22 protein-coding genes are annotated in these 22,349 nt (G+C 69.7%); 8 read left to right on the forward strand and 14 right to left on the reverse strand.

Annotated elements, in window-relative coordinates; translation table 11 throughout:
- Window positions 1-6 precede the first annotated feature (6 nt).
- Genes K0817_RS10635 through K0817_RS10655 form a run of 5 tightly spaced genes read right to left on the reverse strand, consistent with a single transcriptional unit; the run spans window position 7 to window position 6,265 of the window.
- Window positions 7-816 (reverse strand): CoA ester lyase, encoded by an 810-nt coding sequence (locus K0817_RS10635; RefSeq protein WP_219981402.1) that lies wholly within the window; start codon window positions 814-816, stop codon window positions 7-9.
- Window positions 813-1,325, reverse strand: coding sequence for a MaoC family dehydratase (locus K0817_RS10640; protein WP_219981403.1), 513 nt, complete (start codon window positions 1,323-1,325; stop codon window positions 813-815). The genes K0817_RS10635 and K0817_RS10640 overlap by 4 nt, the downstream gene beginning before the upstream one ends.
- Window positions 1,326-1,335: 10 nt before the next feature.
- The gene (locus K0817_RS10645; protein WP_219981404.1) at window positions 1,336-2,511 is read right to left on the reverse strand and encodes an acyl-CoA dehydrogenase family protein; all 1,176 of its coding nucleotides are present in this window, start codon (window positions 2,509-2,511) and stop codon (window positions 1,336-1,338) included.
- An 8-nt stretch (window positions 2,512-2,519) separates the two neighbouring features.
- Complete coding sequence (locus K0817_RS10650; protein ID WP_219981405.1) at window positions 2,520-4,655, reverse strand: biotin carboxylase N-terminal domain-containing protein; 2,136 nt, start codon at window positions 4,653-4,655, stop codon at window positions 2,520-2,522.
- 5 nt (window positions 4,656-4,660) lie between these two features.
- Complete coding sequence (locus K0817_RS10655; protein ID WP_219981406.1) at window positions 4,661-6,265, reverse strand: carboxyl transferase domain-containing protein; 1,605 nt, start codon at window positions 6,263-6,265, stop codon at window positions 4,661-4,663.
- Between the two features lie 137 nt (window positions 6,266-6,402).
- Between K0817_RS10655 and K0817_RS10660 the strand changes: the two genes are divergently transcribed.
- Window positions 6,403-6,999, forward strand: coding sequence for a TetR/AcrR family transcriptional regulator (locus K0817_RS10660; protein ID WP_219981407.1), 597 nt, complete (start codon window positions 6,403-6,405; stop codon window positions 6,997-6,999).
- Between the two features lie 30 nt (window positions 7,000-7,029).
- On the forward strand, window positions 7,030-8,850 hold the full coding sequence (locus K0817_RS10665; protein ID WP_219981408.1) for an alkaline phosphatase family protein: 1,821 nt from the start codon (window positions 7,030-7,032) through the stop codon (window positions 8,848-8,850).
- Window positions 8,851-8,855: 5 nt separating this feature from the next.
- Here K0817_RS10665 and K0817_RS10670 read toward each other — a convergent pair whose 3' ends face one another.
- The 3 genes from K0817_RS10670 to pdhA are packed head-to-tail and all read right to left on the reverse strand — an operon-like array spanning window position 8,856 to window position 12,435.
- Entirely contained in the window at window positions 8,856-10,271 is a 1,416-nt protein-coding gene (locus K0817_RS10670) for a dihydrolipoamide acetyltransferase family protein (RefSeq protein ID WP_219981409.1), read from the reverse strand.
- Between the two features lie 2 nt (window positions 10,272-10,273).
- Window positions 10,274-11,287, reverse strand: a complete 1,014-nt coding sequence (locus K0817_RS10675) for an alpha-ketoacid dehydrogenase subunit beta (RefSeq protein WP_219981410.1) — start codon at window positions 11,285-11,287, stop codon at window positions 10,274-10,276.
- Window positions 11,284-12,435, reverse strand: a complete 1,152-nt coding sequence (pdhA, locus tag K0817_RS10680; protein WP_219981411.1) for a pyruvate dehydrogenase (acetyl-transferring) E1 component subunit alpha — start codon at window positions 12,433-12,435, stop codon at window positions 11,284-11,286. The genes K0817_RS10675 and pdhA overlap by 4 nt, the downstream gene beginning before the upstream one ends.
- Window positions 12,436-12,600: 165 nt before the next feature.
- Between pdhA and K0817_RS10685 the strand changes: the two genes are divergently transcribed.
- Window positions 12,601-13,074, forward strand: a complete 474-nt coding sequence (locus K0817_RS10685) for an Lrp/AsnC family transcriptional regulator (protein WP_219981412.1) — start codon at window positions 12,601-12,603, stop codon at window positions 13,072-13,074.
- An 8-nt stretch (window positions 13,075-13,082) separates the two neighbouring features.
- Here K0817_RS10685 and K0817_RS10690 read toward each other — a convergent pair whose 3' ends face one another.
- Complete coding sequence (locus K0817_RS10690; protein WP_219981413.1) at window positions 13,083-14,081, reverse strand: DMT family transporter; 999 nt, start codon at window positions 14,079-14,081, stop codon at window positions 13,083-13,085.
- Window positions 14,082-14,154: 73 nt separating this feature from the next.
- Here K0817_RS10690 and K0817_RS10695 point away from each other — a divergent pair, with 73 nt between their 5' ends.
- The gene (locus K0817_RS10695; protein ID WP_219981414.1) at window positions 14,155-14,709 is read left to right on the forward strand and encodes a CGNR zinc finger domain-containing protein; all 555 of its coding nucleotides are present in this window, start codon (window positions 14,155-14,157) and stop codon (window positions 14,707-14,709) included.
- Here K0817_RS10695 and K0817_RS10700 read toward each other — a convergent pair.
- Window positions 14,669-15,568 (reverse strand): alpha/beta fold hydrolase, encoded by a 900-nt coding sequence (locus tag K0817_RS10700; protein ID WP_219981415.1) that lies wholly within the window; start codon window positions 15,566-15,568, stop codon window positions 14,669-14,671. The genes K0817_RS10695 and K0817_RS10700 overlap by 41 nt on opposite strands.
- Window positions 15,569-15,644: 76 nt before the next feature.
- Here K0817_RS10700 and K0817_RS10705 point away from each other — a divergent pair, with 76 nt between their 5' ends.
- Window positions 15,645-16,376: an exonuclease domain-containing protein gene (locus tag K0817_RS10705; RefSeq protein ID WP_253735303.1), complete on the forward strand. Its 732-nt coding sequence runs from the start codon at window positions 15,645-15,647 to the stop codon at window positions 16,374-16,376.
- A gap of 57 nt (window positions 16,377-16,433) precedes the next feature.
- On the opposite strand, the gene K0817_RS10710 is transcribed toward K0817_RS10705, so the two are convergent.
- From K0817_RS10710 to glgA, 3 genes are all read right to left on the reverse strand, one after another.
- A complete protein-coding gene (locus tag K0817_RS10710) occupies window positions 16,434-16,688 on the reverse strand; it encodes a type B 50S ribosomal protein L31 (RefSeq protein ID WP_219981417.1) in 255 nt (84 codons plus the stop codon).
- A 115-nt stretch (window positions 16,689-16,803) separates the two neighbouring features.
- Window positions 16,804-17,589: an ABC transporter ATP-binding protein gene (locus K0817_RS10715; protein WP_219981418.1), complete on the reverse strand. Its 786-nt coding sequence runs from the start codon at window positions 17,587-17,589 to the stop codon at window positions 16,804-16,806.
- A 9-nt stretch (window positions 17,590-17,598) separates the two neighbouring features.
- Window positions 17,599-18,792, reverse strand: coding sequence for a glycogen synthase (glgA, locus tag K0817_RS10720; protein WP_219981419.1), 1,194 nt, complete (start codon window positions 18,790-18,792; stop codon window positions 17,599-17,601).
- Window positions 18,793-18,839: 47 nt separating this feature from the next.
- Between glgA and K0817_RS10725 the strand changes: the two genes are divergently transcribed.
- The 3 genes from K0817_RS10725 to K0817_RS10735 are packed head-to-tail and all read left to right on the forward strand — an operon-like array spanning window position 18,840 to window position 21,512.
- A complete protein-coding gene (locus K0817_RS10725; RefSeq protein ID WP_219981420.1) occupies window positions 18,840-20,084 on the forward strand; it encodes a glucose-1-phosphate adenylyltransferase in 1,245 nt (414 codons plus the stop codon).
- Between the two features lie 46 nt (window positions 20,085-20,130).
- On the forward strand, window positions 20,131-20,772 hold the full coding sequence (serB, locus tag K0817_RS10730; RefSeq protein WP_219981421.1) for a phosphoserine phosphatase SerB: 642 nt from the start codon (window positions 20,131-20,133) through the stop codon (window positions 20,770-20,772).
- A 32-nt stretch (window positions 20,773-20,804) separates the two neighbouring features.
- On the forward strand, window positions 20,805-21,512 hold the full coding sequence (locus K0817_RS10735) for an alpha/beta fold hydrolase (protein ID WP_219981422.1): 708 nt from the start codon (window positions 20,805-20,807) through the stop codon (window positions 21,510-21,512).
- Window positions 21,513-21,539: 27 nt separating this feature from the next.
- Here the strand turns inward: K0817_RS10735 and fabG are convergent, their stop codons facing one another.
- A complete protein-coding gene (gene fabG / locus K0817_RS10740) occupies window positions 21,540-22,250 on the reverse strand; it encodes a 3-oxoacyl-ACP reductase FabG (protein ID WP_219981423.1) in 711 nt (236 codons plus the stop codon).
- Window positions 22,251-22,349 lie beyond the last annotated feature (99 nt).

A 22,349-nucleotide genomic window follows, 5' to 3' on the forward strand; every position in this document is an offset into this window, starting at 1 on the left:
GAGCCGTCAGCGACTCGCGCGCTCGAGCACTCGCCGCGCGTGACGAAGCACCGGCTCATCGACCATGCGGCCGTCGAGCGAGAACACGCCGCGTTCGCTCTGGGCGGCGGCCAGCACGCTGCGCGCCCACGCCACCGACCGCTCGTCGGGGCGGTACGCGTCACGGATGATCGCGACCTGGCTCGGGTGGATGCACGCGGTGGCCGAGAATCCGGATGCCGCGGCATCCGCCGCCTCGACGGCCAGGCCCTTCGCGTTGTCGATGTCGAGATGCACCGCGTCGATGGCCGCTTTTCCGCGGGCTCCGGCCGCCAGCAGCACTCGTGAGCGGGCGTACCGCGCGATGTCGCGATAGCGACCGTTCGCCTTGCGGCTCGACGTGCCGCCGAGACTCGCGACGAGGTCCTCGGCGCCCCACATCAGCGCGACGACGTTGTCCAGCGCCGCCAGGCGATCGGCCTGCGCGACCCCTTTGGCCGTCTCGCACAGGGCGACGACTTCGAACCGCTGATCGATCTTCGCCGTCCGCTTGGCGGACTCGGCCTTGGCCAGCATGATCCGGCGATAGTCGGTCTGCGAGAGCGTGGCGAGGTCGGCGGTGAAAGCGGGGGTGTCGGCGGGGTTGACTCGCACGATCACCCGCGCTGGGTCGAGCTCGGATTCGATCAGGTGGCCGCGCGCCGCGGTCTTGTCGCCGGGTGCGACGGCGTCTTCGAGGTCGAGGATCACCGCGTCGGCGCGCTCGAATGCCTTGCGATAGCGTTCCGGGCGGTCGGCCGGGCAGAAGAGCAACGCGGGTCCGAGGTCGAAGGTCATGCCGTGGCCTCCGAACCTGCCGGGGTGCGCCACATGAGCGCGACGCGGGTGGCGACCGCGACGGTCTCGCCGCGCTGATTGCGACCGGTGTGCCGCAGCGTCACGATCCCCTGACCCGGGCGCGAGGCGGACAGTCGCTTGTCGACGACCTCGGTCTCGGTGTAGAGCGTGTCGCCGTGCAGCAGTGGCGCGGGAAAGGAGATGTCCGAGAGACCCAGCTGCGCGACGAGCGTGCCCTGCGTGATCTGCGAGACGGATGCCCCGACCATGGTCGCGAGGGTCCACATCGAGTTCATCAGGCGCTCGCCGAACGGCTGCGTCGCGGAGAACGCGGCATCCAGGTGGAGCGCCTGCGTGTTCATGGTGAGCGAGGAGAACAGCACGTTGTCGGCTTCGGTCGCAGTGCGGCCCGGTCGGTGCAGATACCGCGCCCCGACCTCGAGTTCGTCGTAGTACAGGCCCCGCTGCACGATCGCGGGACCGGCGTCGGCAATGGTGTCGTCGCTCACGATCGCCACGCTACCCTCCAGCGACGCCGAGCGCCCGGGCGATGACGAGCAGCTGGACCTCGCTGGTGCCTTCGCCGATTTCGAGGATCTTCGAGTCGCGGTAGTGCCGCGCGACGGGGAATTCGTTCATGAAGCCGTTGCCACCGAAGACCTGCGTCGCATCGCGGGCGTTGTCCATGGCGGCGTCACTCGCCGTGAGCTTCGCGATCGCAGCTGCGGTCTTGAACGGCTTGCCCGCGTCGCGCAGGCGGGCGGCGTGGTGCCAGGCGAGACGCGAGACGTGCACGCGCTGTTTCATGCGGGCCAACAGGAACTGGATGCCCTGGCGCGTGGAGAGCGCTTCGCCGAACACGGTGCGCTTGCCCGCGTAGTCGACGGCGGCTTCGAGGCATCCCTCCGCCGCGCCGGTCGAGAGAGCGGCGATCGCGATACGACCCTCGTCGAGGATGTGGAGGAAGTTCGCGAAGCCCCGGCCGCGCTCGCCGAGGAGGTTGCCCTCGGGAACGCGCGCGTCCTGGAAGGTCAGCGGGTGCGTGTCGGATGCCCGCCACCCGACCTTGTCGTATCCCGGCTCGACGGTGAAGCCCGGAGTGCCGTTGGGGACGATGATCGTCGAGATCTCCTTTCGGCCGTCGCTCTCTCCCGTGACCGCGGTGACGGTGACGAACCGTGTGATCGACGTGCCCGAGTTGGTGATGAACTGCTTCGAACCGTTGACCACCCATTCGCCACCGCCTTCTGCATCAGCACCGACCAGGCGCGCGGTGGTGCGAGTGGCACCGGCATCCGATCCCGCTTCCGGCTCGGTCAGGCCGAAGCCGGCGAGCGCCCGGCCGGCGAGCAGATCGGGCAGCAGCTCCTGCTTCTGCTCCTCGGTGCCGAACCGGAACACCGGCATGGCCCCGAGGCTCACGCCGGCCTCGAGCGTGATGGCGATGGATTGGTCGACGCGGCCGAGCGCCTCGATCGCGAGGCACAGTGCGAAGTAGTCGCCGCCCTGGCCGCCGTACTCCTCGGGGAAGGGCAGGCCGAACAGGCCGAGCTCCCCCATCTGCGCCACCACGTCCATCGGCAGCGTGTGCGTGCGGTCCGCCTCGTACGAGCGGGGCGCGACGATCTCTTCGGCGAACGCGCGCACCATCCCGGCGAGCTCGCGCTCGTCCTCGTTCAGGTCGTACTCGTCCATGATGCTCCTCAGGGTCGGGAGGTGGGAACGGATGCCTCGTGGGCGGTGTCCGCGTGTGAACGGTCAGCGGGGTCGGAGTCGCCAGGCCCCTGGGCGGGAGGCGCGACGTGGGCGAGCACCTGGTCGCGGCGCACCTGCTCGCCCGGCGAGACGTCCACGCGGACGACGCCGTCATGCGGGGCGAGCACGGGATGCTCCATCTTCATCGCCTCGATCGTGACGATCCGCTCGCCGGCCGCAACCGCGGTGCCGTCGGCCACGTGGACCGCGACGACAGCGCCCGGCATCGGCGCGCGCAGCTCGGGGTGGGTGGTGGCGGTGGCGCGCCCTCGGGCTGCAAGGCGGCGACGCATGGCCTCTCGCCTGCTCAGCGGCCGAAGTCGGTGCGTCGCGCCGTCGGCGTGCACCCACACCGCGCCCTCCGTGTCCGCGGCGGTGACCGTGCCCGCCGGCATCGCTCGTCCGATCTCGCGCGCGTGCGACCGAGAGGAACCCGTCGACACGACGGCCCCGATGCCGCCCGGGACCGCGGCGGACAGCAGCGCGCCGGCATCCGTCTCGAAGGTGCATTGCGGCCGCACCGCCTCGGCCCCCGGGCGCCACCCGACAAGCGCACTCCACACGGCACCGGAATGCACCGGTCGTGTGCTCTCGCCGAGTGCCCACGTCGCGCGCGACGGCGACGAGTGCTCTCGATGAGCGGACGTGACGACGGATGCCGCGGCCGCCAGCGCACGCTCGCTCGGCGCCGGCGCCGCGAAGGGCGGCAGCCGGTCGATGAGGCCGGTGTCGAGGTCGCCCGCGCGAACGGCCGGGTCGGCCAGCAGCGCTCGCAGGAACGCGATGTTCGACTCGACGCCCAGCAGCACGGTGTCGGCGAGCGCCGCATCCAGGCGCGTGAGCGCGCCCTCGCGATCGGGAGCGTGCGCGATCACCTTGGCGATCATCGGATCGTAGTCACTGGTCACGACGGATCCGGCCTCGACCGCGGAGTCCGTCCGCGCCTCGGAGGCCGCGCGCCACGCGAGGACTTCTCCCGCGGCGGGCAGGAATCCCCGCTCGGGAGTCTCGGCGTATACGCGCGCCTCGATCGCGTGACCGTCGAGCTGCACGTCTTCCTGAGTGAAGCCCAGCTCGTGCCCCGCGGCGATGCGGAGCTGCTGTTCGACGAGATCCACGCTCTCGTCCGTCCCGATGCGCGCCACCAGTTCGGTCACGGGGTGCTCGACCTGCAGCCGTGTGTTCATCTCGATGAAGAAGAACTCCTCCGGCCGGTCGGCGGCGACCAGAAACTCGACGGTGCCGGCTCCGCGATAGTCGACGGATGCCGCGGCCGCACAGGCGGCCCTGCCCAGGCGCTCGCGAGTCGCGGCGTCGACCACCGGCGAGGGCGCTTCTTCGATCACCTTCTGGTGGCGACGCTGCAGCGTGCACTCGCGCTCGCCGAGGTGCACGACGTGACCGTGCTGGTCGGCGAGCACCTGCACCTCGATGTGGCGCGGGCGCTCGATCAGTCGCTCCAGCAGCAGTGCGTCGTCGCCGAACGCGGCCGCGGCGACACGCCGGGCGGTCGCGAGGGCATCGGGCAGCTCGGCGGCGCTGCGTACGACCTGCATGCCTTTGCCTCCGCCACCCGCCGAGGGCTTGAGTAGCAGCGGGAATCCCGCACCTTCGGCCGCCGCCGCGATCTCGCCGTCGGTCATCCCGATCGCACTGAATCCCGGAACGGTCGGGACCTCATGCGCTGCGACATGGTCCTTCGCGCGGATCTTGTCGCCCATGATCTCGAGGGCGCGCTCCCCCGGCCCGATGAAGACGATGCCGGCGTCGGCGCACGCGCGTGCGAACGCCACGTTCTCGGAGAGGAAGCCGTATCCCGGGTGCACGGCGCCGGCGCCGCTCTCGCGTGCCGCGGCGATCACCGCGTCGATGTCGAGGTACGAGGCGCTCGCGGCGGCCGGCCCGATGCGCACCGCGACGTCCGCCTCGCGAACGTGCGGGGCACCCGCATCGGCATCGCTGTAGACGGCGACGGAACGGATGCCGAGGCGCCGGAGCGTACGGATCACCCGGCGGGCGATCTCGCCCCGGTTGGCGACGAGGACCGCCTCGAAGAGCCGGTCGGGCTGAGCGGGAGCTGACATGGGCATCACATCCGGAACAGGCCGAATCGGGGCTCGGGAAGCGGCGTGCGAGAGACGACATCCAGCGCGAGGCCGAGCAGGTCTCGCGTGTCGAGCGGATCGATGATGCCGTCATCCCACAGGCGCGCCGTCGCGTAGAAGGGGTTGCCCTGTTCTTCGTACTGCGCGCGGATGGGCTCCTCGAAGGCCGCCTGGTCCTCGGCCGACCACTCCTCGCCGCGCGCCTCGAGCTGATCGCGTTTGACGGTGGACAGCACCGAGGCGGCCTGCATCCCGCCCATGACGGAGATGCGGCTCGCCGGCCACGTCCACAGGAACCGGGGAGAGTATGCGCGCCCGCACATCGAGTAGTTTCCGGCGCCGAACGATCCACCGATGACGACGGTGAGCTTCGGCACGCGCGTGGTGGCCACCGCGGTGACCATCTTCGCGCCGTCTTTGGCGATGCCGCCGGCTTCGGCATCCCGTCCGACCATGAAGCCCGAGATGTTCTGCAGGAACAGCAGCGGCACGCCGCGCTGGTCGCACAGCTCGATGAAGTGCGCGCCCTTCTGGGCCGACTCGCTGAACAGCACGCCGTTGTTGGCCACGATGCCGATCGGGTGGCCGTGCAATCGCGCGAACCCCGTCACCAGCGTCTGGCCGTACTCGCGCTTGAACTCGTGGAATTCGCTGCCGTCGACCAGACGCGCGATCACCTCGCGCACGTCGTAGGGCTGATTGACGTCCACCGGCACGACGCCGTAGAGATCCGAAGGATCCGCGGCGGGCGGTATGCCGGGCACGACCTCCCATGCCGGAGCCGTCGGTGGCGGCAGTGTGGCGACGATGTCGCGCACGATCTCGAGGGCGTGCTCATCGTCTTCGGCGAGGTGATCGACCACGCCCGAGCGGCGCGCGTGCAGCTCGCCTCCGCCCAGCTCCTCGGCCGTCACCACTTCGCCGATCGCCGCCTTCACCAGTGGCGGCCCGCCGAGGAAGATGGTCCCCTGGTCACGCACGATGACGGTCTCGTCGCTCATCGCCGGCACGTACGCACCGCCCGCGGTGCACGAGCCCAGCACAGCGGCGATCTGCGGGATGCCCGCCGCTGACAACCGGGCCTGGTTGAAGAAGATGCGGCCGAAGTGATCACGGTCGGGGAAGACCTCGTCCTGCTTGGGCAGGAACGCTCCCCCGGAGTCGACGAGATAGATGCACGGCAGGCGGTTCTCGAAGGCGATCTCCTGCGCGCGCAGGTGCTTCTTCACAGTGAGTGGGAAGTACGTGCCACCTTTGACCGTCGCGTCGTTGCACACGACCATCACGTGCCGGCCGTGCACGAGTCCGATTCCCGCAATGACTCCCGCAGCCGGTGCCTCTCCCCCGTACAGGCCCTCCGCCGCGAGCGGCGCCACCTCGATGAACGGGCTGCCCTCGTCGAGCAGCCGTGTGACGCGATCGCGAGGCAGCAGCTTGCCGCGGGCCACGTGCCGGTCACGCGAGGTGGGAGGACCGCCGAGGGATGCCTCAGCCAGGCGCGCTCGCAGCTGCTCGGCCAGAGTGCGCTGGGCCTCGAACGTCCGTCGGAAGACGTCGTCGCGGACGGCTGTCACGGCCAGCACGCTCATGTCGTCTCCTTCGCGCATCTTCGTCGACGTCACGATCGGATCACACCTGTTGTCGAGGCGGGAGCCGATTGGTTAGTGTTCACTAACTGAGGTTCAGGTTAGCGAGCCTTAACTGAAATGACAAGTGGAGCACGCGTATGACCGGCGGTGTCACGGACCGAGAGCGCGCCAAGGCGGATCGTCACGCCTCGATCCTGCAGGCGGCTGCGGGGCTGTTCGCCGAGCGCGGCTTCAGCGGCGTGAGCCTGGAAGACATCGGCGGCGCCGTCGGCATCAGCGGGCCCGCGCTGTATCGGCACTTCGCCAACAAGCAGGCCCTCCTGGGAGCGATCCTCATCGAGGTCAGCGAGCGTCTCCTCGCCGGGGGGCACGCCGTGACCTCTGCGCACACGGCGGCCGGCGAGCAGCTCGACGCGCTCATCGCATTCCACGTCGAATTCGCGCTACGCGACGCCGACGTCATCCGCGTGCAGGACCGCGACCTCGCCAGCCTCAGCGACGACGACCGCCATACCGTGCGGCGGCTGCAGCGCGAGTACGTCGAGGTGTGGATCGGCATCCTGGCGGCGCTTCACCCCGAACGCGACCACGACGAGCTACGCGTGCGCGCGCACGCGTGCTTCGGCCTCATCAACTCCACGCCGCACAGCGTGCGCGCGCAGCGCTCGGCGCCCGCAGACCGCGACGTGCGCGGCATCCTGCGTTCGATGGCACGCGCCGCCCTCATCACATGACGCACGTTCCTGCCCTAGTCTGAACGCACCATGGCGGGGCAGAATCACACGGACGACGCAGACGGGGCGGGTCGCGTCGAAAAGCCGCAGACGCCATCGCCCTCGCGTGCGAATGGCGGTGCAGACGCCGACATCAGCTCGCGTCGCGACTTCCTCAAGCTGGGCGGGCTCGCCGCCGCCGGGCTGGTCGTGGGCGGCGGCGTCGGGGCGGCGGCCGGCACTTCGATCGGGTACACGCTGGGCTACCGCGAGGGTTCGCTCGACATCGGAGCCGTTCCGGCGCGGTCCGAGCCGGGCTTCGATCACGTCGTGGTGGTCATGGGAGAGAACCGCTCGTTCGACAACCTGCTCGGCTGGCTCTACACGCCCGATACCGTGCCCGAGGGCGAGACCTTCGACGGACTGGCGTTCGCGGACTACGCCAACCCGGCCCCGACCGGCGAGCGCATCGCGGCCCATACCTACAGCGGTCCGACCGACGAGATCATGGGGCGGCCCAACCCGGATCCCGGCGAGGAGTACCCCCACGTCAACACCCAGCTCTTCGGCACGGTCGCTCCCGCCGCGAACGCGACCCGCCAGGTCGACGGCATGACGTCACCGTTCAACGCGCCGCCGCCGGGAACGAAGCCCACGATGGACGGATTCGTGCGCGACTACGCCAACAACATCGAGCGGCATGGCAAGAAGCCGACCGTCGACGAGCTCTCCCACATCATGGGGGGCTTCTCGCCCCAGCAGCTCCCGGTGCTCTCGACCCTCGCGAAAGGCTTCGCGGTGTTCGACGCGTGGTTCGCGGCCGTCCCGTCTCAGACGTACTGCAACCGGTCGTTCTTCCATGCGTCGACGTCGCACGGCTACGTCACGAACAAGCACGGCGGCGGCTACGACAAGTGGCTGGACGCGCCGCCGACGCCGACCATCTTCAACCGCCTCGAAGAGGCGGGCATCTCGTGGAAGATCTACTTCGACGAGCAGCAGCTGGTGTCGATGACCGGCATGATGCATGCCCCGGTGCTCGAGGAGTACTGGCGCACCGGCCGTTTCGGCCACATGTCGGAGTTCTTCGAGGATGCCGCCGCCGGTCGACTGCCCGCGTACGCGTTCATCGAGCCGCGCATGGTGTACAACCACAACGACTTCCACCCGCCGTTCGGTGTGTTCCGCGAGAGCGAGGTCGATGGGCAGCTGGTGCTCGATTCGGCCGTCTCGGACGTGCGCGCCGGCGAGAGGCTCGTTGCCGACGTGTACGACGCCGTCAAGCACAGCGCCACGCCCGACGGCTCGAACGCGATGAACACGCTGCTGCTCATCACCTTCGACGAGCACGGCGGCACGTACGACCATGTCCCTCCCCCGTCGGCCACGCCCCCGGTCGCCGGGGAGGAACCGGGCGAGATGGGCTTCGCGTTCGACCGGCTCGGCGTTCGCGTACCGGCCATCGCCGTCTCGGCGTACACGCGATCGGGCACCATCGTGCACGACGAGCTCCACCACGCTGCCGTCATCGCGACGCTCACGCGGCTCCACGGCCTGCGGCCGCTCACGCGAAGGGATGCCGAGGCGGGCGACCTCTTCTCGATCGTGAACCTCGACACACCGCGCGACCCGGCGACGTGGCCCGTGGTGCACCCGATGTACGTGCCGCCAAACCCTCATGAGGATCAGCACATCGACCTCGCACAGGGTGCTCACAAGGACAAGCCGCTGAGCCCTCCGGGGCGGGGTCTGCTGGGCCTGCTGCTCGCGCGGTACGGCCCACCGGGCGTGCCCGAACCGACCACGTACGCCGAGGCGTACGACGTGCTGCAGGCGCACGGTCTCGGATTGTTCTACCCCAAGATCGACTGATCCCTTCAGCGCAGCAGCATCGCTCGACCCGGCTCGCGCAGGATGTGGGCCACCTCCGCAAGGAAGCGCGACCCCTGCTCGCCATCGACCAGCCGATGATCGAACGACAGGGCAAGCGTCATGACATCGCGCAGCGCGATCTCGCCCCTGTGCTCCCACGGCTGACGGCGCATCGCGCCGAGGGCAAGAATGCCCGCTTCACCCGGGTTGATGATGGGGGTCCCGGCATCCACGCCGAACACGCCGACGTTCGTGATCGAGAACGTGCCGCCCCTCATGTCGCCCGGTGCGGTCTTGCCCGCCCGGGCGGTTTCGGCCAGCTCGCGGATCGCGTCGGCCAGCTCGGCCAGCGTGAGTTCGTGCGCGTCACGGATGTTCGGCACGACCAGCCCACGTCCGGTCGCCGCGGCGATCCCCAGATTCACGTAGTGATGCTCGACGATCTCGCCGGCTTCCTCGTCCCAGCGGGAGTTCAGCGCGGGATGGCGAGTGAGGGCGAGGCACACCGCCTTGGCGGCGACCGCGAGGATGCCGATCCGGTGATCCTGGAGCGATCTGTCGGCCTTCAGCGAGGCCACCAGCTCGCTGGTGGCGGTTACGTCCACGGTGAGGAACGTCGTCACGTGCGGCGCTGTGAAGGCGCTGCGCACCATCGCCTCGGCTGTGGCCCGCCGGACACCGCGGATCGGGGTACGAGTGACACGCTCGGCGGACGGCGCCGTGGGCGACGGTACGGCAGCTGACGAGGGTGTCATCGGTGACCCGGCCGTCGCGCCGACCCGAGCGGCATAGGTCTCGACATCGGAGCGTGTGATGATGCCGGCGGCGCCGGTGGCCTCCACCAGCGCCAGATCGACGCCGAGCTGCTTCGCGAGCTTGCGCACCGGAGGGGTCGAGCGCGGCCGTTCGGCGGGCCGATCGGCGATCTCGCCGATCTGGATGGCGTCGTGGGGAGCCGCCTCGAGGACCGCGGTGTCGGAGGGGGTCGCGCGCGTGCCCACCGCGCGAGCTCGGCGGCGGGGGCGCTCTCCGCTGCGCGCGGCGGCCCCGTAGCCGACGAGATTGGGCTCAGCGGCGGACGCGTCCGGCGTGGCTGCCTCTGGCGCGGTCGCCGCTTCTGAAGCTGCCTGATCTGGGGCGGTGGCTTGTGTCAGTGCGGCGTCACGTGCCGGGGCATCCCCCTCCTCCGTGTCGAAGGAGATGAGCACCGACCCCACCGTGATGACGTCGCCGGCGGCGGCGTGCAGCTTGGTCACGGTGCCGGCGTGGGGCGAGGGCAGCTCGACGACGGCCTTCGCCGTCTCGACCTCGGCGATCGTCTGGTTCAGTGCGACGGTGTCGCCCTCGGCGACGAGCCATTGCACGAGCTCGGCCTCGGGAAGACCCTCGCCGAGGTCGGGAAGCCGGAAGTCCTGGGCCATTATCACGCCTCCACCAGACCGGACAGGCTGTTCGGCCGGTCCATCACGCGGTCGACGGCATCCATGATGCGGTCCAGGTCGGGCAGATGGTACTTCTCGAGCTTCGCCGGCGGATACGGGATGTCGTGCCCCGTCACCCGCTGCGGCGGCGCCTCCAGGTAGTGGAAGCACCGCTCGGTGACGCTCGCGACGAGCTCAGCGCCGACGCCCGCCTCGCGCGCGGCCTCGTGCGTCACGACGACGCGACCGGTCTTGCGGACGGATGCCGTCACAGTGCGGTAGTCCACCGGGGAGAGCGATCGCAGGTCGACGACCTCGATCGAGATGCCGTCGTCCTCCGCCGCGGTTGCGGCATCGAGCGCGATCGCGACCTGCGAGCCGTACGTGAGCAGCGTCACGTCGGTGCCCTCGCGCACCACCCGTGCCAGCCCCATGGGCGCGGCGTCGGCCAGCTGGAGATCCAGATCGACCTCGCCCTTGGTGTGATAGAGCCGTTTCGGCTCGAAGTACACCACCGGGTCGTCGGAGGCGATCGCCTGTCGCAGTGCGACGTACGCGTCCTGCGGGTTCGACACGGCGACGACCCTGAGGCCCGACGTGTGCACGAAGTACGCCTCCGGCGACTCGGAATGGTGCTCGGCGGCACCGACGCCGCCGGCCCACGGAATCCGGATCGTGATGGGCATCTTGACGTTGCCGCGCGTCCGGTAGTGCAGCTTGGCGACCTGGCACACGATCTGGTCGAACGCCGGATAGACGAAGCCGTCGAATTGGATCTCGACGACCGGCCGATAGCCGCGGAACGCCAGCCCCACAGCCGTGCCGACGATGCCGGCCTCGGCGAGGGGCGTGTCGATGACACGCTGGGCGCCGAACTGATCCAGCAGGCCGTCGGTGACGCGGAAGACCCCGCCCAGCTTGCCGATGTCTTCACCCATCATGAGCACCTTGGGGTCATCCGCCATGGCACGACGGAGGCCTTCGTTGATGGCCTTCGCCATCGTGAGCTGCGTCATCGCCCGACCCCCTCCGGTGCCGTTTCGGACTCGGCGCCGGCGAAGCCGCCGAGGTACGCCGAGAACCAGGTGCGCTGCTCTTCGAGTCCCGAGTGCGGCTCGGCGTAGACGTCGTCGAGCACGGTGACCGGCTCGCGCGTCACCGCGGTCATCGCCGCGTCGCGCACCTGGGCGGCAAGCGCGTCGGCGTCGGCGTCGACAGCCGCGGCGAACTCGTCGTCGAAGTCCCCCGTCGAGCGCAGGAGAGCTTCCACGCGGGCGATCGGATCGCGCCGGCGCCAGCTCTCGACCTCGTCCTTGTCGCGGTAGCGCGTGGGGTCGTCCGATGTGGTGTGCGGGCCCATGCGATAGGTCACCGCCTCGATGAACACCGGCCCCGCGCCGCGCCGCGCGTGGTCGAGCGCCCAGCGCATCGCGGCGAGGCACGCCAGCACGTCATTGCCGTCCACGCGCAGGCTCGGGATGCCGAAGCCCGGCGCCCGGCCAGCGATCGGGAACTTGGCCTGCACGCTCACCGGCTCGGAGATGGCCCAGTGGTTGTTGGTGCACACGAACACGACGGGGGCACCGAACGACGAAGCGAAGACCATCGCCTCGTTGACGTCGCCCTGGCTGGACGCGCCGTCCCCGAAGTAGGCGACCGACACCTGGTCCGTGCCGTCGCGCTGGATCCCCATCGCGTAGCCGACGGCGTGCAGCGCCTGCGCCCCGATGATGATCTGCTGCGACGCGGTGTTCAGATCGTGAGGGTCGTAGGTGGAGTGTTCCTCGCCCCGCCACGCGAGCACGTAGTCCGCGGGCTTCGCCCCGCGCGCGTAGACGACCCCCGTCTCGCGGTAGCTCGGGAAGGCGAAGTCGTCACCGCGCAGCGCGCGGGCGGTGCCGATCTGGGTGGCCTCCTGCCCTTGGCAGGGCGGCCACAGTGCCAGCTGCCCCTGGCGCTGCAGGGCGACCCCCTCGGTGTCGATGCGGCGCACCAGCACCATGTCGCGATAGAGATCCCGCAGTGCGGCGGCGTCGATGTCCGCAACCCAGCGGTCGAGCTCGGGATCGGTGAGGCGCCTGCCGTCCGGCGTCAGGAGGCGCGCGACATCGTCGATGTCGGCGGCGAGGTCGGCTGTCGGAGTCAGGGTGTGCGTCATCGTCATCACTCCTCGTGCGAGGCTCCCTCGTGAGGAGCCGCGTGGTGTGGCCGGCGTCGTCACCGGCTAAGCCCGAGGGTACGTCCGCGTCGCACATGGCTCAAGCATGTGCCGCGTCCTTGAGCATGTTGACAACCGAGACACCCGCAAACCGTGCTAACGTTTCGCACTATGGGTGCTCTCGATCACGTCGACCTGGAGCTGCTGGCAGCGCTCTCCGCCGACCCGCGCGCGACGGTCGTCGCGCTCGCCGAGCGTCTCGGCATGTCGCGCAACACAGTCCAGGCGCGCATGGCCCGTCTCGAGCGCTCGGGCGTGTTCCTGTCCTACGAACGCGCCATCTCGTCGGCCTCGCTCGGCTTCCCGATCGAGGCGTTCATCAGTGTCACCGTGCGACAAGCCGAGCTTCCGCGCATCGCCGACGAACTGGCCCGCGTGCCCGAGGTCGTGCAGGCGCACGGGCTCTCTGGCCAGGTCGACCTCCTGGTGCGCGTCGCCTGCCGCGACACGCAGCACCTCTTCGACACGGACGCCCGCATCCTCGCGATCGGGGGCGTCGAGCGGACAGAGACGTCTCTGGTCATGGGCGAGGTCATCCCCCATCGCGTCACGCCGCTCATGGAGCTCGCGCGCCGCGAGCCGTAGCCGCCGATCTACGGCAGCGGGACGGATGCCGCGGCCCGCACCGCAGGCCGGGAGCGCAGGTCGTCCACTTTCACCAGGACGACTCCGGCGAGGATCAGCGCACCGCCGACGAACTGGATGGGCGCCGGCACCTCGGCGAGGAAGACCCAGGCGAAGCCGAGCGCGAACAGCACTTCCGACAGCCCGACGAACGAGGCGACGCGCGAGCCGATCCGCGGCACCGCCATCACGCCGAGCGCGTAGCCGAGCGTCGTCGCGATCGCCGCGACCCACAGCAGCGGCACCCACCAGGGCACCGCGGCGCCGGCCAGCACCACCGAGACCGCCGGGGCGCGGAACGGCATCACCCCCACCAGGCACAGCACCGCCATCACCACCGCGCCGGTGAGCAGTCCGCTCGCCGCGAGGGCGAGCGGGGGCAGGTCGCCCCCGGCGCGCTCGGAGATGATGAAGTACGCGCACACGCACACCGCCGCCGCCAGCGCGAAAAAGGTCCCGAGCAGGTCGAAGGACGCGCCCGAGATGTCGACGACCAGCACCAGCCCCGAGATCGCGACCGCCGAGCCCCACAGGACGAGCGCCGATGGCGCCCGCCGCGTCCGCAGCCAGACGAAGAGCACGAGCATGACCGGCGCGAGGTATTGGATCAGCAGTGCCACCGCCACCGGCATCCGCTGCATCGCAGAGAAGAAGAAGAGCTGACACCCGAGAACGGGCATGAGCCCGAACCCGACGATCAGCCGCCAGTGCCGGCGGAGGAATCCGCGCTGACGGCGCATGGCGAGGAACAGAGCGGGTGACAGCACGAGGCCCGCGACGCCCATGCGCACGAGCAGAGCCGCACCGAGCGACCACCCCGCCTCGAGCAGGGGCTTGACGAACGGCCCGCTCGACGAGAACGCGAGAGCGGACGCGACCGCGAGCACGAGACCCGTGGTGCGCTGCCGCGTCGACGCGGATGCGTGACCCAGGCCGATGATGGGAAGGGACGCGGTAGAAGCGGTCATGGCGGCATCCGGATGTCAGGAGTGAATGTTGCTTACACTGGTGACAGTAGGGTTTCGACAGTCAGGAGTCAACATGGTCTTCATCCATGACACCGAACAGAATCTCAAGGCGGCCGCTTACCTGGTCAACACACTGCCCGGATTCGACTCCGAAGACACCCTCACGTCGCTCGAGGACCTCGAGGCGTACCTCGCCGAGAACCCCTATACCGGGGTGATCCGCCGCGATCACGCCGAGCTCGCCGCTCTCCGCGAGATCCGGCCGCGCCTGCGCCGGCTGTGGGAGGTGGACCGCGAGCACGCGGTGCCGCTCGTGAACGAGATGCTCCACGACGGACACGCGCTCCCGCGTCTGATGAAGCACGACGGCATCGACTGGCACATCCACGCCACGTCCGACGATGCGCCGCTGCCGACGCGCGTGCTGGTGGAGGCTGCCCTGGCGTTCGTGGACGTGATCCGCGCCGACCAGTACGACCGCATCCGGGTCTGCGCGGCCGACGACTGCGACTCGGTGTACGTCGACTACTCGAAGAACGGATCCAAACGGTACTGCGACACCGGCAACTGCGGCAACCGCATGAACGTCAACGCGTACCGGCGTCGGAAGGCGCGAGAAACCGCGTGATCGCGTCGGCTGCGGGAGCCGGCGTCTCATAGTGGATCAGATGCCCGACGTCGGGGATCTCGACCAGCATCGCGTCGGGGAACATCGTCGCCAGCCGTCGCTCGGCCTCGATCGGCGTGATGTCGTCGCGCTGCGCGGCCACCAGCAGCGTCGGCTGCGCGATGCGCGGCGCGAACTCGCGCACATCATGCGCCACCGACGCAACGAATGCGTCGTGCAGCACGTCGCGGTCGGAGAAGCGGGAGAAGTAGGTGTCGTGCTGATCGTGGACGAACCGACGGATGCCGGGATCCTTCGTCTTGGCCATCGTCACGCTCATCACACGCACGATGAGCCCGTTTCGCAGCAGCGCATCGCCGAGCCGCCGGGGAAGACGCGCGCCCGCCCAGTAGTAGAAGATGGCCAGCCGCGTGAGGAGCCCGCGTGGTCCTTCCAGCGCGGGTGCACCGATCGGGTTCACCAGGATGACCCGGGGCGTGTCGAGTCCTTCGGCGACGGCGGCCGCGACCACGATGGAGCCGAACGAGTGCCCGAGGATCACGGCTCCGGGAGCCACGGCGCCCGCGAAGGCGCGCAGCCACTCGGAGTAGAGAGCGAGATCGTGGGTCCTGCCGGTGATGGGCGCGGTCTCGCCGAAGCCGGGCAGGTCCGGCGAGATGACGCGGATGCCGGGCAGATGGGCGACCACGGGCTCGAGTCCATGGTGCTCGCCGCGAAAGCCGTGCACGGCAACGATCGTGATGTCGGCGTTGGCGGGCCCGTATTGCCAGTACGCGGTGGACCCGCCCAGCACCCGTACCTCATGCCGCTCGACCGGGATGGCGCCGAGCAGCGGGGCATAGGGGTTGGGGGCGGTCACCCGTCGAGTCTACGAGGCCGCCGTCCCGCGGAGCGCCTGCGCCAGGATGTCGGATGCCACGCATACCGTGATCGGCATGAAGTCCTCGCCCGCCGATCAGCTCGCACTGTGGGACGTGCCGGACTGGGTGCGCGTGGTGGGTGTCTTCGATCTCGAGACGACCGGTATCGACGTGACGACCGACCGCATCGTGACGGCGCATGTCGGCCTGCTCGACGGATCCGGCTCGGCGATCCGCGCGCGCGACTGGCTCGCCGATCCCGGTGTGGAGATCCCCGAGGGCGCGAGTGCCATCCATGGGATCACGACCGAGCACGCGCGCCGGGACGGGCGCCGGGCGCCGGAGGTCATCGCGGAGGTCGTCGAGGCGCTCCGCGGACTGCTCGAAGCCGGCATCCCCGTCGTCGCCTACAACGCGCCCTTCGACTTCTCGCTCCTCAAGTACGAGGCGATCCGTCACGGCATCGCCCCGATCATCGATCCGGCCCCGGTGATCGATCCGCTCGTCGTCGACAAGGCGTACGACCGGTGGCGACGCGGCAAGCGCACGCTCGAGGTCGTGGCCGCGCACTACGCGGTGCGTCTGGACGGCGCCCACGAGGCGGCGGCCGACGCCGTGGCAGCCGGGCGCGTCGCGCAGGCGCTCGCCGAGCGCTTCGCCCCATGGCTCCCGGGCACCGCCGCCGAACTGCACACCCGCCAGATCGGCTGGGCGCGGGCCCAGGCCGCCAGTCTGACGGACTATTTCATCCAGATCGGTCGGCTCGATCCCGACGAGCGCCTCGACGGCAGCTGGCCGATCCGCTGAGCCGCACCGCAACGAGAAAGACCCCGCCCGAGGGCGGGGTCTTTCGTCGCGGAGAGGCTACTTGGAGCCGCCGAAGTTCTTGAAGCGCTGGTTGAACTTCTCGACGCGGCCGGCCGAGTCCATGATGCGCTGCTTGCCCGTGTAGAACGGGTGCGAGGCGGACGAGATCTCGACGTCGATGACGGGGTACTCGACGCCGTCGAGCTCGATCGTCTTCTCGCTGGTCACGGTCGAGCGCGTGAGGAACGTGTCGCCCGAGCCGAGGTCGCGGAACACGACCGCACGGTAGTCGGGGTGGAGGTCTGTCTGCATGATGGTCCTTTGAAGGTGGTGCCCTGGATTTTGCCAGAGCGGTCAAAGTCTGCGGTGCGAGCGCACCAAAGGTCGATTCTAACAGCCCACGGCCGAAGCCGGGAATCGCCCGTCGTCAGTGCGCGGCGCGCGCCGCGTACCGGCCGTCCTCCGCAGAGAGGCGGATGCGCGCGCCGAAGGTGTCGGTGAGGGTCTGCTCCGTGAGCGTCTCGCGGATGGGACCGGATGCCACGGCCTGTCCGTCGCGCAGCAGCAGCACGTGCGTGAAGCCGACGGGGATCTCCTCGACGTGGTGGGTGACCATGATCATGGCGGGCGTGGTCGGGGCCTGCGCGTATCCGCTGAGGAGCGTCAGGAGTTCCTCGCGCGCGCCCAGGTCGAGGCTCGCGGTGGGCTCGTCGAGGAGCAGCAGCTCAGGGTCGGTCATGACGGCGCGCGCGATCTGGACGCGCTTCTGCTCGCCGTCGCTCAGCGTGCCGAAGGTGCGGTCGGCGAGGTGGTCCAGCTTCCACTCCGCCAGCACGCGAAGCGCGCGTCGCTCGTCGATGTCTTCGTAGTCCTCGCGCCACCGACCGAGCACCGAGTACGCCGCCGTGAGCACGACGTCCAGGACAGTCTCTTCGGGCGGCACCCGCCGAGCCATCGCCGACGAGGCGAAGCCGATGCGCGGGCGCAGTTCGAACACATCCGTGCGCCCCAGCCTCTCGTCGAGAATGCTGACCGTCCCCGACGTCGGATGAAGCAGCGTGTCGGCCATCTGCAGCACCGTGGTCTTGCCCGCGCCGTTGGGTCCGAGGATCACCCAGCGCTCGTCATCGCGCACGCTCCAGTCGAGGTGATCGACGATGTTCCGGGCGTTCCGGCGGACGACGACGTCGGAGAATTCGAGCACCTGGGGCATGCCGCTAGCCTATCGGCCGGCCGCGAGCACCTCGTCGTACAGCGCGGCGGTCTGCACGGCGATCCGGTCCCAGCTGAAGTCGTTCGCCGCCCGCTCGCGGCCCGCGGCGCCATAGGCGCGAGCCTGCTCGGGGTCGCTCACCACCTCGGTGAGGACGCGGGCCAGGTCGGCCACGAAGCGCTCTGGATCAGTGGGGGTGCCCGTGCCGTCCTGCTCCTGCGCGATCGGCACCAGCCGACCGGTGACGCCGTCGACGACGACCTCCGGGATGCCGCCGGTCGCCGTGCCCACGACCGCGGCGCCGCATGCCATCGCCTCGAGGTTCACGATGCCCAGCGGCTCGTAGACCGACGGGCACACGAACGTGGTGGCCGCGGTGAGCAAGGTGCACAGCTCATGCCGGGACAGCATCCGGTCGAGCCACACGACACCGTCCCGTGTGCCCTGCAGCCCGCGCACGAGCTCTTCGACCTCCGACATGATCTGCGGCGTGTCGGGGGCGCCCGCGCACAGGATCACCTGCACATCCGCCGGCAGGCGCTGGGCGGCGCGGAGGAAGTACGGCAGCCCCTTCTGACGGGTGATGCGGCCGACGAACACGACCGAGGGCCGGTCCGGATCCACGCCGAGCCGGGCCAGCAGTGCAGGGTCTTCGACGGGATGCCACGCCGCCGTGTCGATGCCGTTGTAGATGACCCGCACCCGCTCCGGCTCCAGCGCCGGGTAGCTGCGGAGGATGTCGGCCCTCATCCCCTCGCTCACCGCAACGATCGCGGCTGCGCCCTCGTACGCGCTCTTCTCGATCCAGCTCGACACGGCATAGCCGCCGCCGAGCTGCTCCGCCTTCCACGGGCGCAGCGGCTCGAGGCTGTGGGCCGTGACGATGTGCGGGATGCCGTGAAGGAGCGACGCGAGATGGCCGGCGAGGTTGGCGTACCACGTGTGGGTGTGCACCACGTCGGCGCCGGCGACATCGGCGACGATCTCCAGATCGATCCCGAGCGTCTGCACCGCGGCGTTCGCCGAGGCCAGCTCTGCCGGCACCTCGTACGAGGTGGTGCCCGGTTCGTCACGATCAGCGCCGAAGGCCCGCACCCGCACGTCCACGAACGAACGGAGCGCCTTGACCAGCTCGGCCGCGTGAACGCCGGCCCCTCCGTAGATCTCCGGCGGGTACTCCTTCGTGACGATGTCGACGCGCATGTCTCGAACGCTAGTACACCGGCCGGAACGCGTCATAGTGTGGTGCCATGCCAGCAGCTCCCAAGGTCTTCGGAATCATCCTCGCCGGCGGAGAGGGCAAGCGGCTCATGCCGCTGACGGCGGATCGCGCCAAGCCCGCGGTCCCCTTCGGCGGCCAGTATCGCCTCATCGACTTCGCGATCTCGAACCTCATCAACTCGGGGCTTCGGCAGATCGTGGTGCTCACGCAGTACAAGTCCCACAGCCTCGACCGTCACATCTCTCAGACGTGGCGGATGTCCGCCCTCCTGGACTCGTACGTCGCCTCGGTCCCGGCGCAACAGCGACTGGGCAAGCGCTGGTTCTCCGGCTCGGCCGACGCGATCCTCCAGAGCCTCAACCTGATCAACGACGAGCAGCCCGACATCGTGGTCGTGATCGGTGCCGACCACGTGTACCGGATGGACTTCCGGCAGATGCTCGCCGCTCACATCGACTCCGGAGCGCGGGCCACGGTCGCCGGCATCCGTCAGCCGATCTCGCTCGCCAACCAGTTCGGCGTCATCGACGTCGACAAGGACGACCCGACGAAGATCAACGAGTTCCTCGAGAAGCCGCTCGACGCGACAGGGCTCGCCGACGCGCCCGACCAGGTGCTCGCCTCGATGGGCAACTACATCTTCGACACCGAGGCGCTCATCGAGGCGGTCGAGGCGGATGGCGAGCTGCCCACGTCGAACCACGACATGGGTGGCGACATCGTGCCGTACTTCGTCGGTCGCGGCGAAGCGGGCGTGTACGACATGAACCGCAACGACGTTCCCGGCTCGACGGATCGGGACCGCTACTACTGGCGCGACGTGGGAACGATCGACTCGTTCTTCGACGCGCATCGCGATCTGATCTCGACGCTGCCGATCTTCAACCTCTACAACACCGACTGGCCCATCCACTCGCAGGCGGTGAACTCGCCGCCGGCGAAGTTCGTGCGCGATTCGGTCGGACGAATCGGCAATGCCATCGACTCGATCGTCTCGCTGGGATCGGTGCTCTCGGGGACGCATCTCGAGCGCAGCGTCGTCGGACCGTGGACGCTCGCGGGCGGAGGCTCGACGATCACCGACTCGGTGCTGTTCGACCACATCCACGTCGGCGCCGGCGCACGCATCCATCGTGCGATCCTCGACAAGAATGTCGTGCTCGACGAGGGTGCGACGGTCGGTGTCGATCGGGAGCGGGACCTCTCCCGCGGCTACACCGTCACCGACAGCGGCATCACGGTCGTCGGCAAGGGCATTCGCGTCGAACGGTGACGGCGGCGGTTCGTCGGCCGCCTCCAGCGCCCGCTAGCGTTTGAGGATGCCCGCCGCGACCGCCCGATTCCTCGTCGTGCTCGACGCCGACTCCACATTGATCCGCAACGAGGTCATCGAGCTCATCGCCGATGAGGCCGGCCGCGGCGCTGAGGTCGCCGCAGCCACGGAGGCTGCCATGCGGGGCGAGGTGGACTTCGCGACGAGCCTGCGCTCGCGCGTCGAAGCTCTCGCCGGTGTGCCGGTCTCGGCGTTCGCGCGGGTGCTCGCGCGCATCGAACCGACGCCCGGCGTGCGCGAGCTCATCGCGGCAGTCCACGCTCGTGGCGGCGCCGTAGGCGTCGTGTCGGGCGGCTTCCACGAGATCCTCGACACCGTCGCTCCGGACCTCGGCGTCGACGTGTGGCGTGCCAATCGCCTGGCGACGGTGGACGGCGCACTCAGCGGCGTCGTGTCGGGTGGCATCGTGGATGCCGAGGGCAAGGCCGAGACGCTCGGCGAATGGGCGGCCCAGCACGGCGTGCCGCTGAGCCGCACGATCGCGATCGGGGACGGCGCGAACGATCTGCTCATGATGGCCGCCGCGGGGCTCGGAGTCGGCTTCAATGCCAAGCCCGCGGTGCGTGCCCGCGCAGACGTCGTGATCGGGCCGGTCGACCTGCGCGAGGTCATCCCGCTGCTCCCCTGACCTGTGTCGGAAGGGACCGCTACCGTCGAGGCATGCACATCATCCTCGTCCCCGGACTCTGGCTCGACGCCGCGACATGGGGTGAGGTGACGCCCGCCCTCGAGGCCGCCGGTCACCGCACCCACCCCTTGACGATGCCGGGTGTCGGCGCTCCGGCCGCGCAGTCGAGCGGAATCGGCATCGCCGACTGGGTGGCCGCCGTGGTCGCCGAGATCGACGCCCTCGACGGCCCCGTGGTGCTCGTCGGTCACTCCGGCGGCGGCAACGTCGTCTACGGAGCACTCGATGCCCGACCGGAGGAGGTCGCGCACGTCGTGTTCCTCGATACGTTCCCTCCGACGGACGGCAGCTCGATCTGGGAGTTCCCCGTCGTCGATGGCGTCGTCCCGTTCCCGGGCTGGGATTCCTTCGACGAGGGAGAGGTCGCCGATCTCGACCCTCAGACGCGGGCGGATGCCGCCGCCCGCGCGAAGTCGGTGCCCGAACGCGTGCCCACCGACCCGCTCAGCCTCTCGAATGAGCGGCGTCGCGCGGTGCCCATGACGATGATCACCAGCACGATGCCGGCGGACGACATCCGCGCGATCATTCGCGAAGCACCCGCATGGGCCGCCGAGCTGGCCGCAGCCGAGAAGCTCGAGGTCGTGCAGCTGCACGGCGCCGGCGAAGCGACGGGGCATTGGCCGCAGTTCTCCCGGCCGGGGGCCGTCGCCGAGGCGATCCTGCGAGTGCTCGACTGATCGCGGCCTTCGCGGTGCTGCTCCCGCTCAGTGCCCCATGCCGAGGCCGCCGTCGACGGGGATGACCGCGCCTGAGATATAGGCGGCGTCGTCCGAGGCGAGCCATGTGACGACACCTGCGACTTCGTCGGCGGTGGCGAAGCGTCCGGCCGGAATGCTCTTCTTGTATTCAGCCTGCGTCTCCGCCGTCAGCTCGGCGGTCATGTCGGTCTCGATGAAGCCCGGTGCGACGACGTTCGCGGTGATGCCCCGTGCGCCGAGCTCGCGGGTGAGCGAACGCGCGAAGCCCACGAGCGCGCTCTTGGACGCCGAGTAGTTGATCTGCCCGGCCGAGCCGTAGAGGCCGACGACGCTCGAGATGAGGATCACCCGGCCCCAGCGCGCGCGCAGCAGACCCTTGGACGCGCGCTTGACCACCCGGAACGCACCTCCGAGGTTGGTCGCCACGACTGAGTCGAAGTCTTCCTCGGTCATCCGCAGCAGGAGCGTGTCCTTCGTGATGCCGGCGTTGGCGACCAGGACCTCGACGGGACCCAGTGTGTTCTCGACCTCCGAGAACGCGGCATCGACGGCCGCGGCATCCGTCACGTCCGCCCGCACCGTCAGGGTCCCCTCGGGCCCCTCGCCGGAGCGCGCGGTGACGGCGACGCGGTAGCCCTGAGCGACGAAGCGCTCGGCGATTGCACGGCCGATGCCGCGGTTTCCGCCGGTGACGAGGACGACGCGATCGCTGGACATGGTGTGGCTCCCGGGGTGTGGCGGACCGCCCCAGCCTACCGGCGGCAGGGATGGTCCCCCGGCTCGCCCGCTGTGCAATTGACACTGCGGGCATCCGCT

This window comes from Microbacterium sp. HD4P20 (assembly GCF_019449275.2).
GTDB lineage: Bacteria > Actinomycetota > Actinomycetes > Actinomycetales > Microbacteriaceae > Microbacterium.

Bases quoted from the DNA above. Each gene is read 5' to 3' on its own strand.
- K0817_RS10635 (WP_219981402.1), bottom strand. From the start codon at position 816: ATGACCTTCGACCTCGGACCCGCGTTGCTCTTCTGCCCGGCCGACCGC.
- K0817_RS10645 (WP_219981404.1), bottom strand. From the start codon at position 2,511: ATGGACGAGTACGACCTGAACGAGGACGAGCGCGAGCTCGCCGGGATG.
- K0817_RS10650 (WP_219981405.1), bottom strand. From the start codon at position 4,655: ATGTCAGCTCCCGCTCAGCCCGACCGGCTCTTCGAGGCGGTCCTCGTC.
- K0817_RS10655 (WP_219981406.1), bottom strand. From the start codon at position 6,265: ATGAGCGTGCTGGCCGTGACAGCCGTCCGCGACGACGTCTTCCGACGG.
- K0817_RS10660 (WP_219981407.1), top strand. From the start codon at position 6,403: ATGACCGGCGGTGTCACGGACCGAGAGCGCGCCAAGGCGGATCGTCAC.
- K0817_RS10665 (WP_219981408.1), top strand. From the start codon at position 7,030: ATGGCGGGGCAGAATCACACGGACGACGCAGACGGGGCGGGTCGCGTC.
- K0817_RS10670 (WP_219981409.1), bottom strand. From the start codon at position 10,271: ATGGCCCAGGACTTCCGGCTTCCCGACCTCGGCGAGGGTCTTCCCGAG.
- K0817_RS10675 (WP_219981410.1), bottom strand. From the start codon at position 11,287: ATGACGCAGCTCACGATGGCGAAGGCCATCAACGAAGGCCTCCGTCGT.
- pdhA (WP_219981411.1), bottom strand. From the start codon at position 12,435: ATGACGATGACGCACACCCTGACTCCGACAGCCGACCTCGCCGCCGAC.
- K0817_RS10685 (WP_219981412.1), top strand. From the start codon at position 12,601: ATGGGTGCTCTCGATCACGTCGACCTGGAGCTGCTGGCAGCGCTCTCC.
- K0817_RS10690 (WP_219981413.1), bottom strand. From the start codon at position 14,081: ATGACCGCTTCTACCGCGTCCCTTCCCATCATCGGCCTGGGTCACGCA.
- K0817_RS10695 (WP_219981414.1), top strand. From the start codon at position 14,155: ATGGTCTTCATCCATGACACCGAACAGAATCTCAAGGCGGCCGCTTAC.
- K0817_RS10705 (WP_253735303.1), top strand. From the start codon at position 15,645: ATGAAGTCCTCGCCCGCCGATCAGCTCGCACTGTGGGACGTGCCGGAC.
- K0817_RS10710 (WP_219981417.1), bottom strand. From the start codon at position 16,688: ATGCAGACAGACCTCCACCCCGACTACCGTGCGGTCGTGTTCCGCGAC.
- K0817_RS10715 (WP_219981418.1), bottom strand. From the start codon at position 17,589: ATGCCCCAGGTGCTCGAATTCTCCGACGTCGTCGTCCGCCGGAACGCC.
- glgA (WP_219981419.1), bottom strand. From the start codon at position 18,792: ATGCGCGTCGACATCGTCACGAAGGAGTACCCGCCGGAGATCTACGGA.
- K0817_RS10725 (WP_219981420.1), top strand. From the start codon at position 18,840: ATGCCAGCAGCTCCCAAGGTCTTCGGAATCATCCTCGCCGGCGGAGAG.
- serB (WP_219981421.1), top strand. From the start codon at position 20,131: ATGCCCGCCGCGACCGCCCGATTCCTCGTCGTGCTCGACGCCGACTCC.
- K0817_RS10735 (WP_219981422.1), top strand. From the start codon at position 20,805: ATGCACATCATCCTCGTCCCCGGACTCTGGCTCGACGCCGCGACATGG.
- fabG (WP_219981423.1), bottom strand. From the start codon at position 22,250: ATGTCCAGCGATCGCGTCGTCCTCGTCACCGGCGGAAACCGCGGCATC.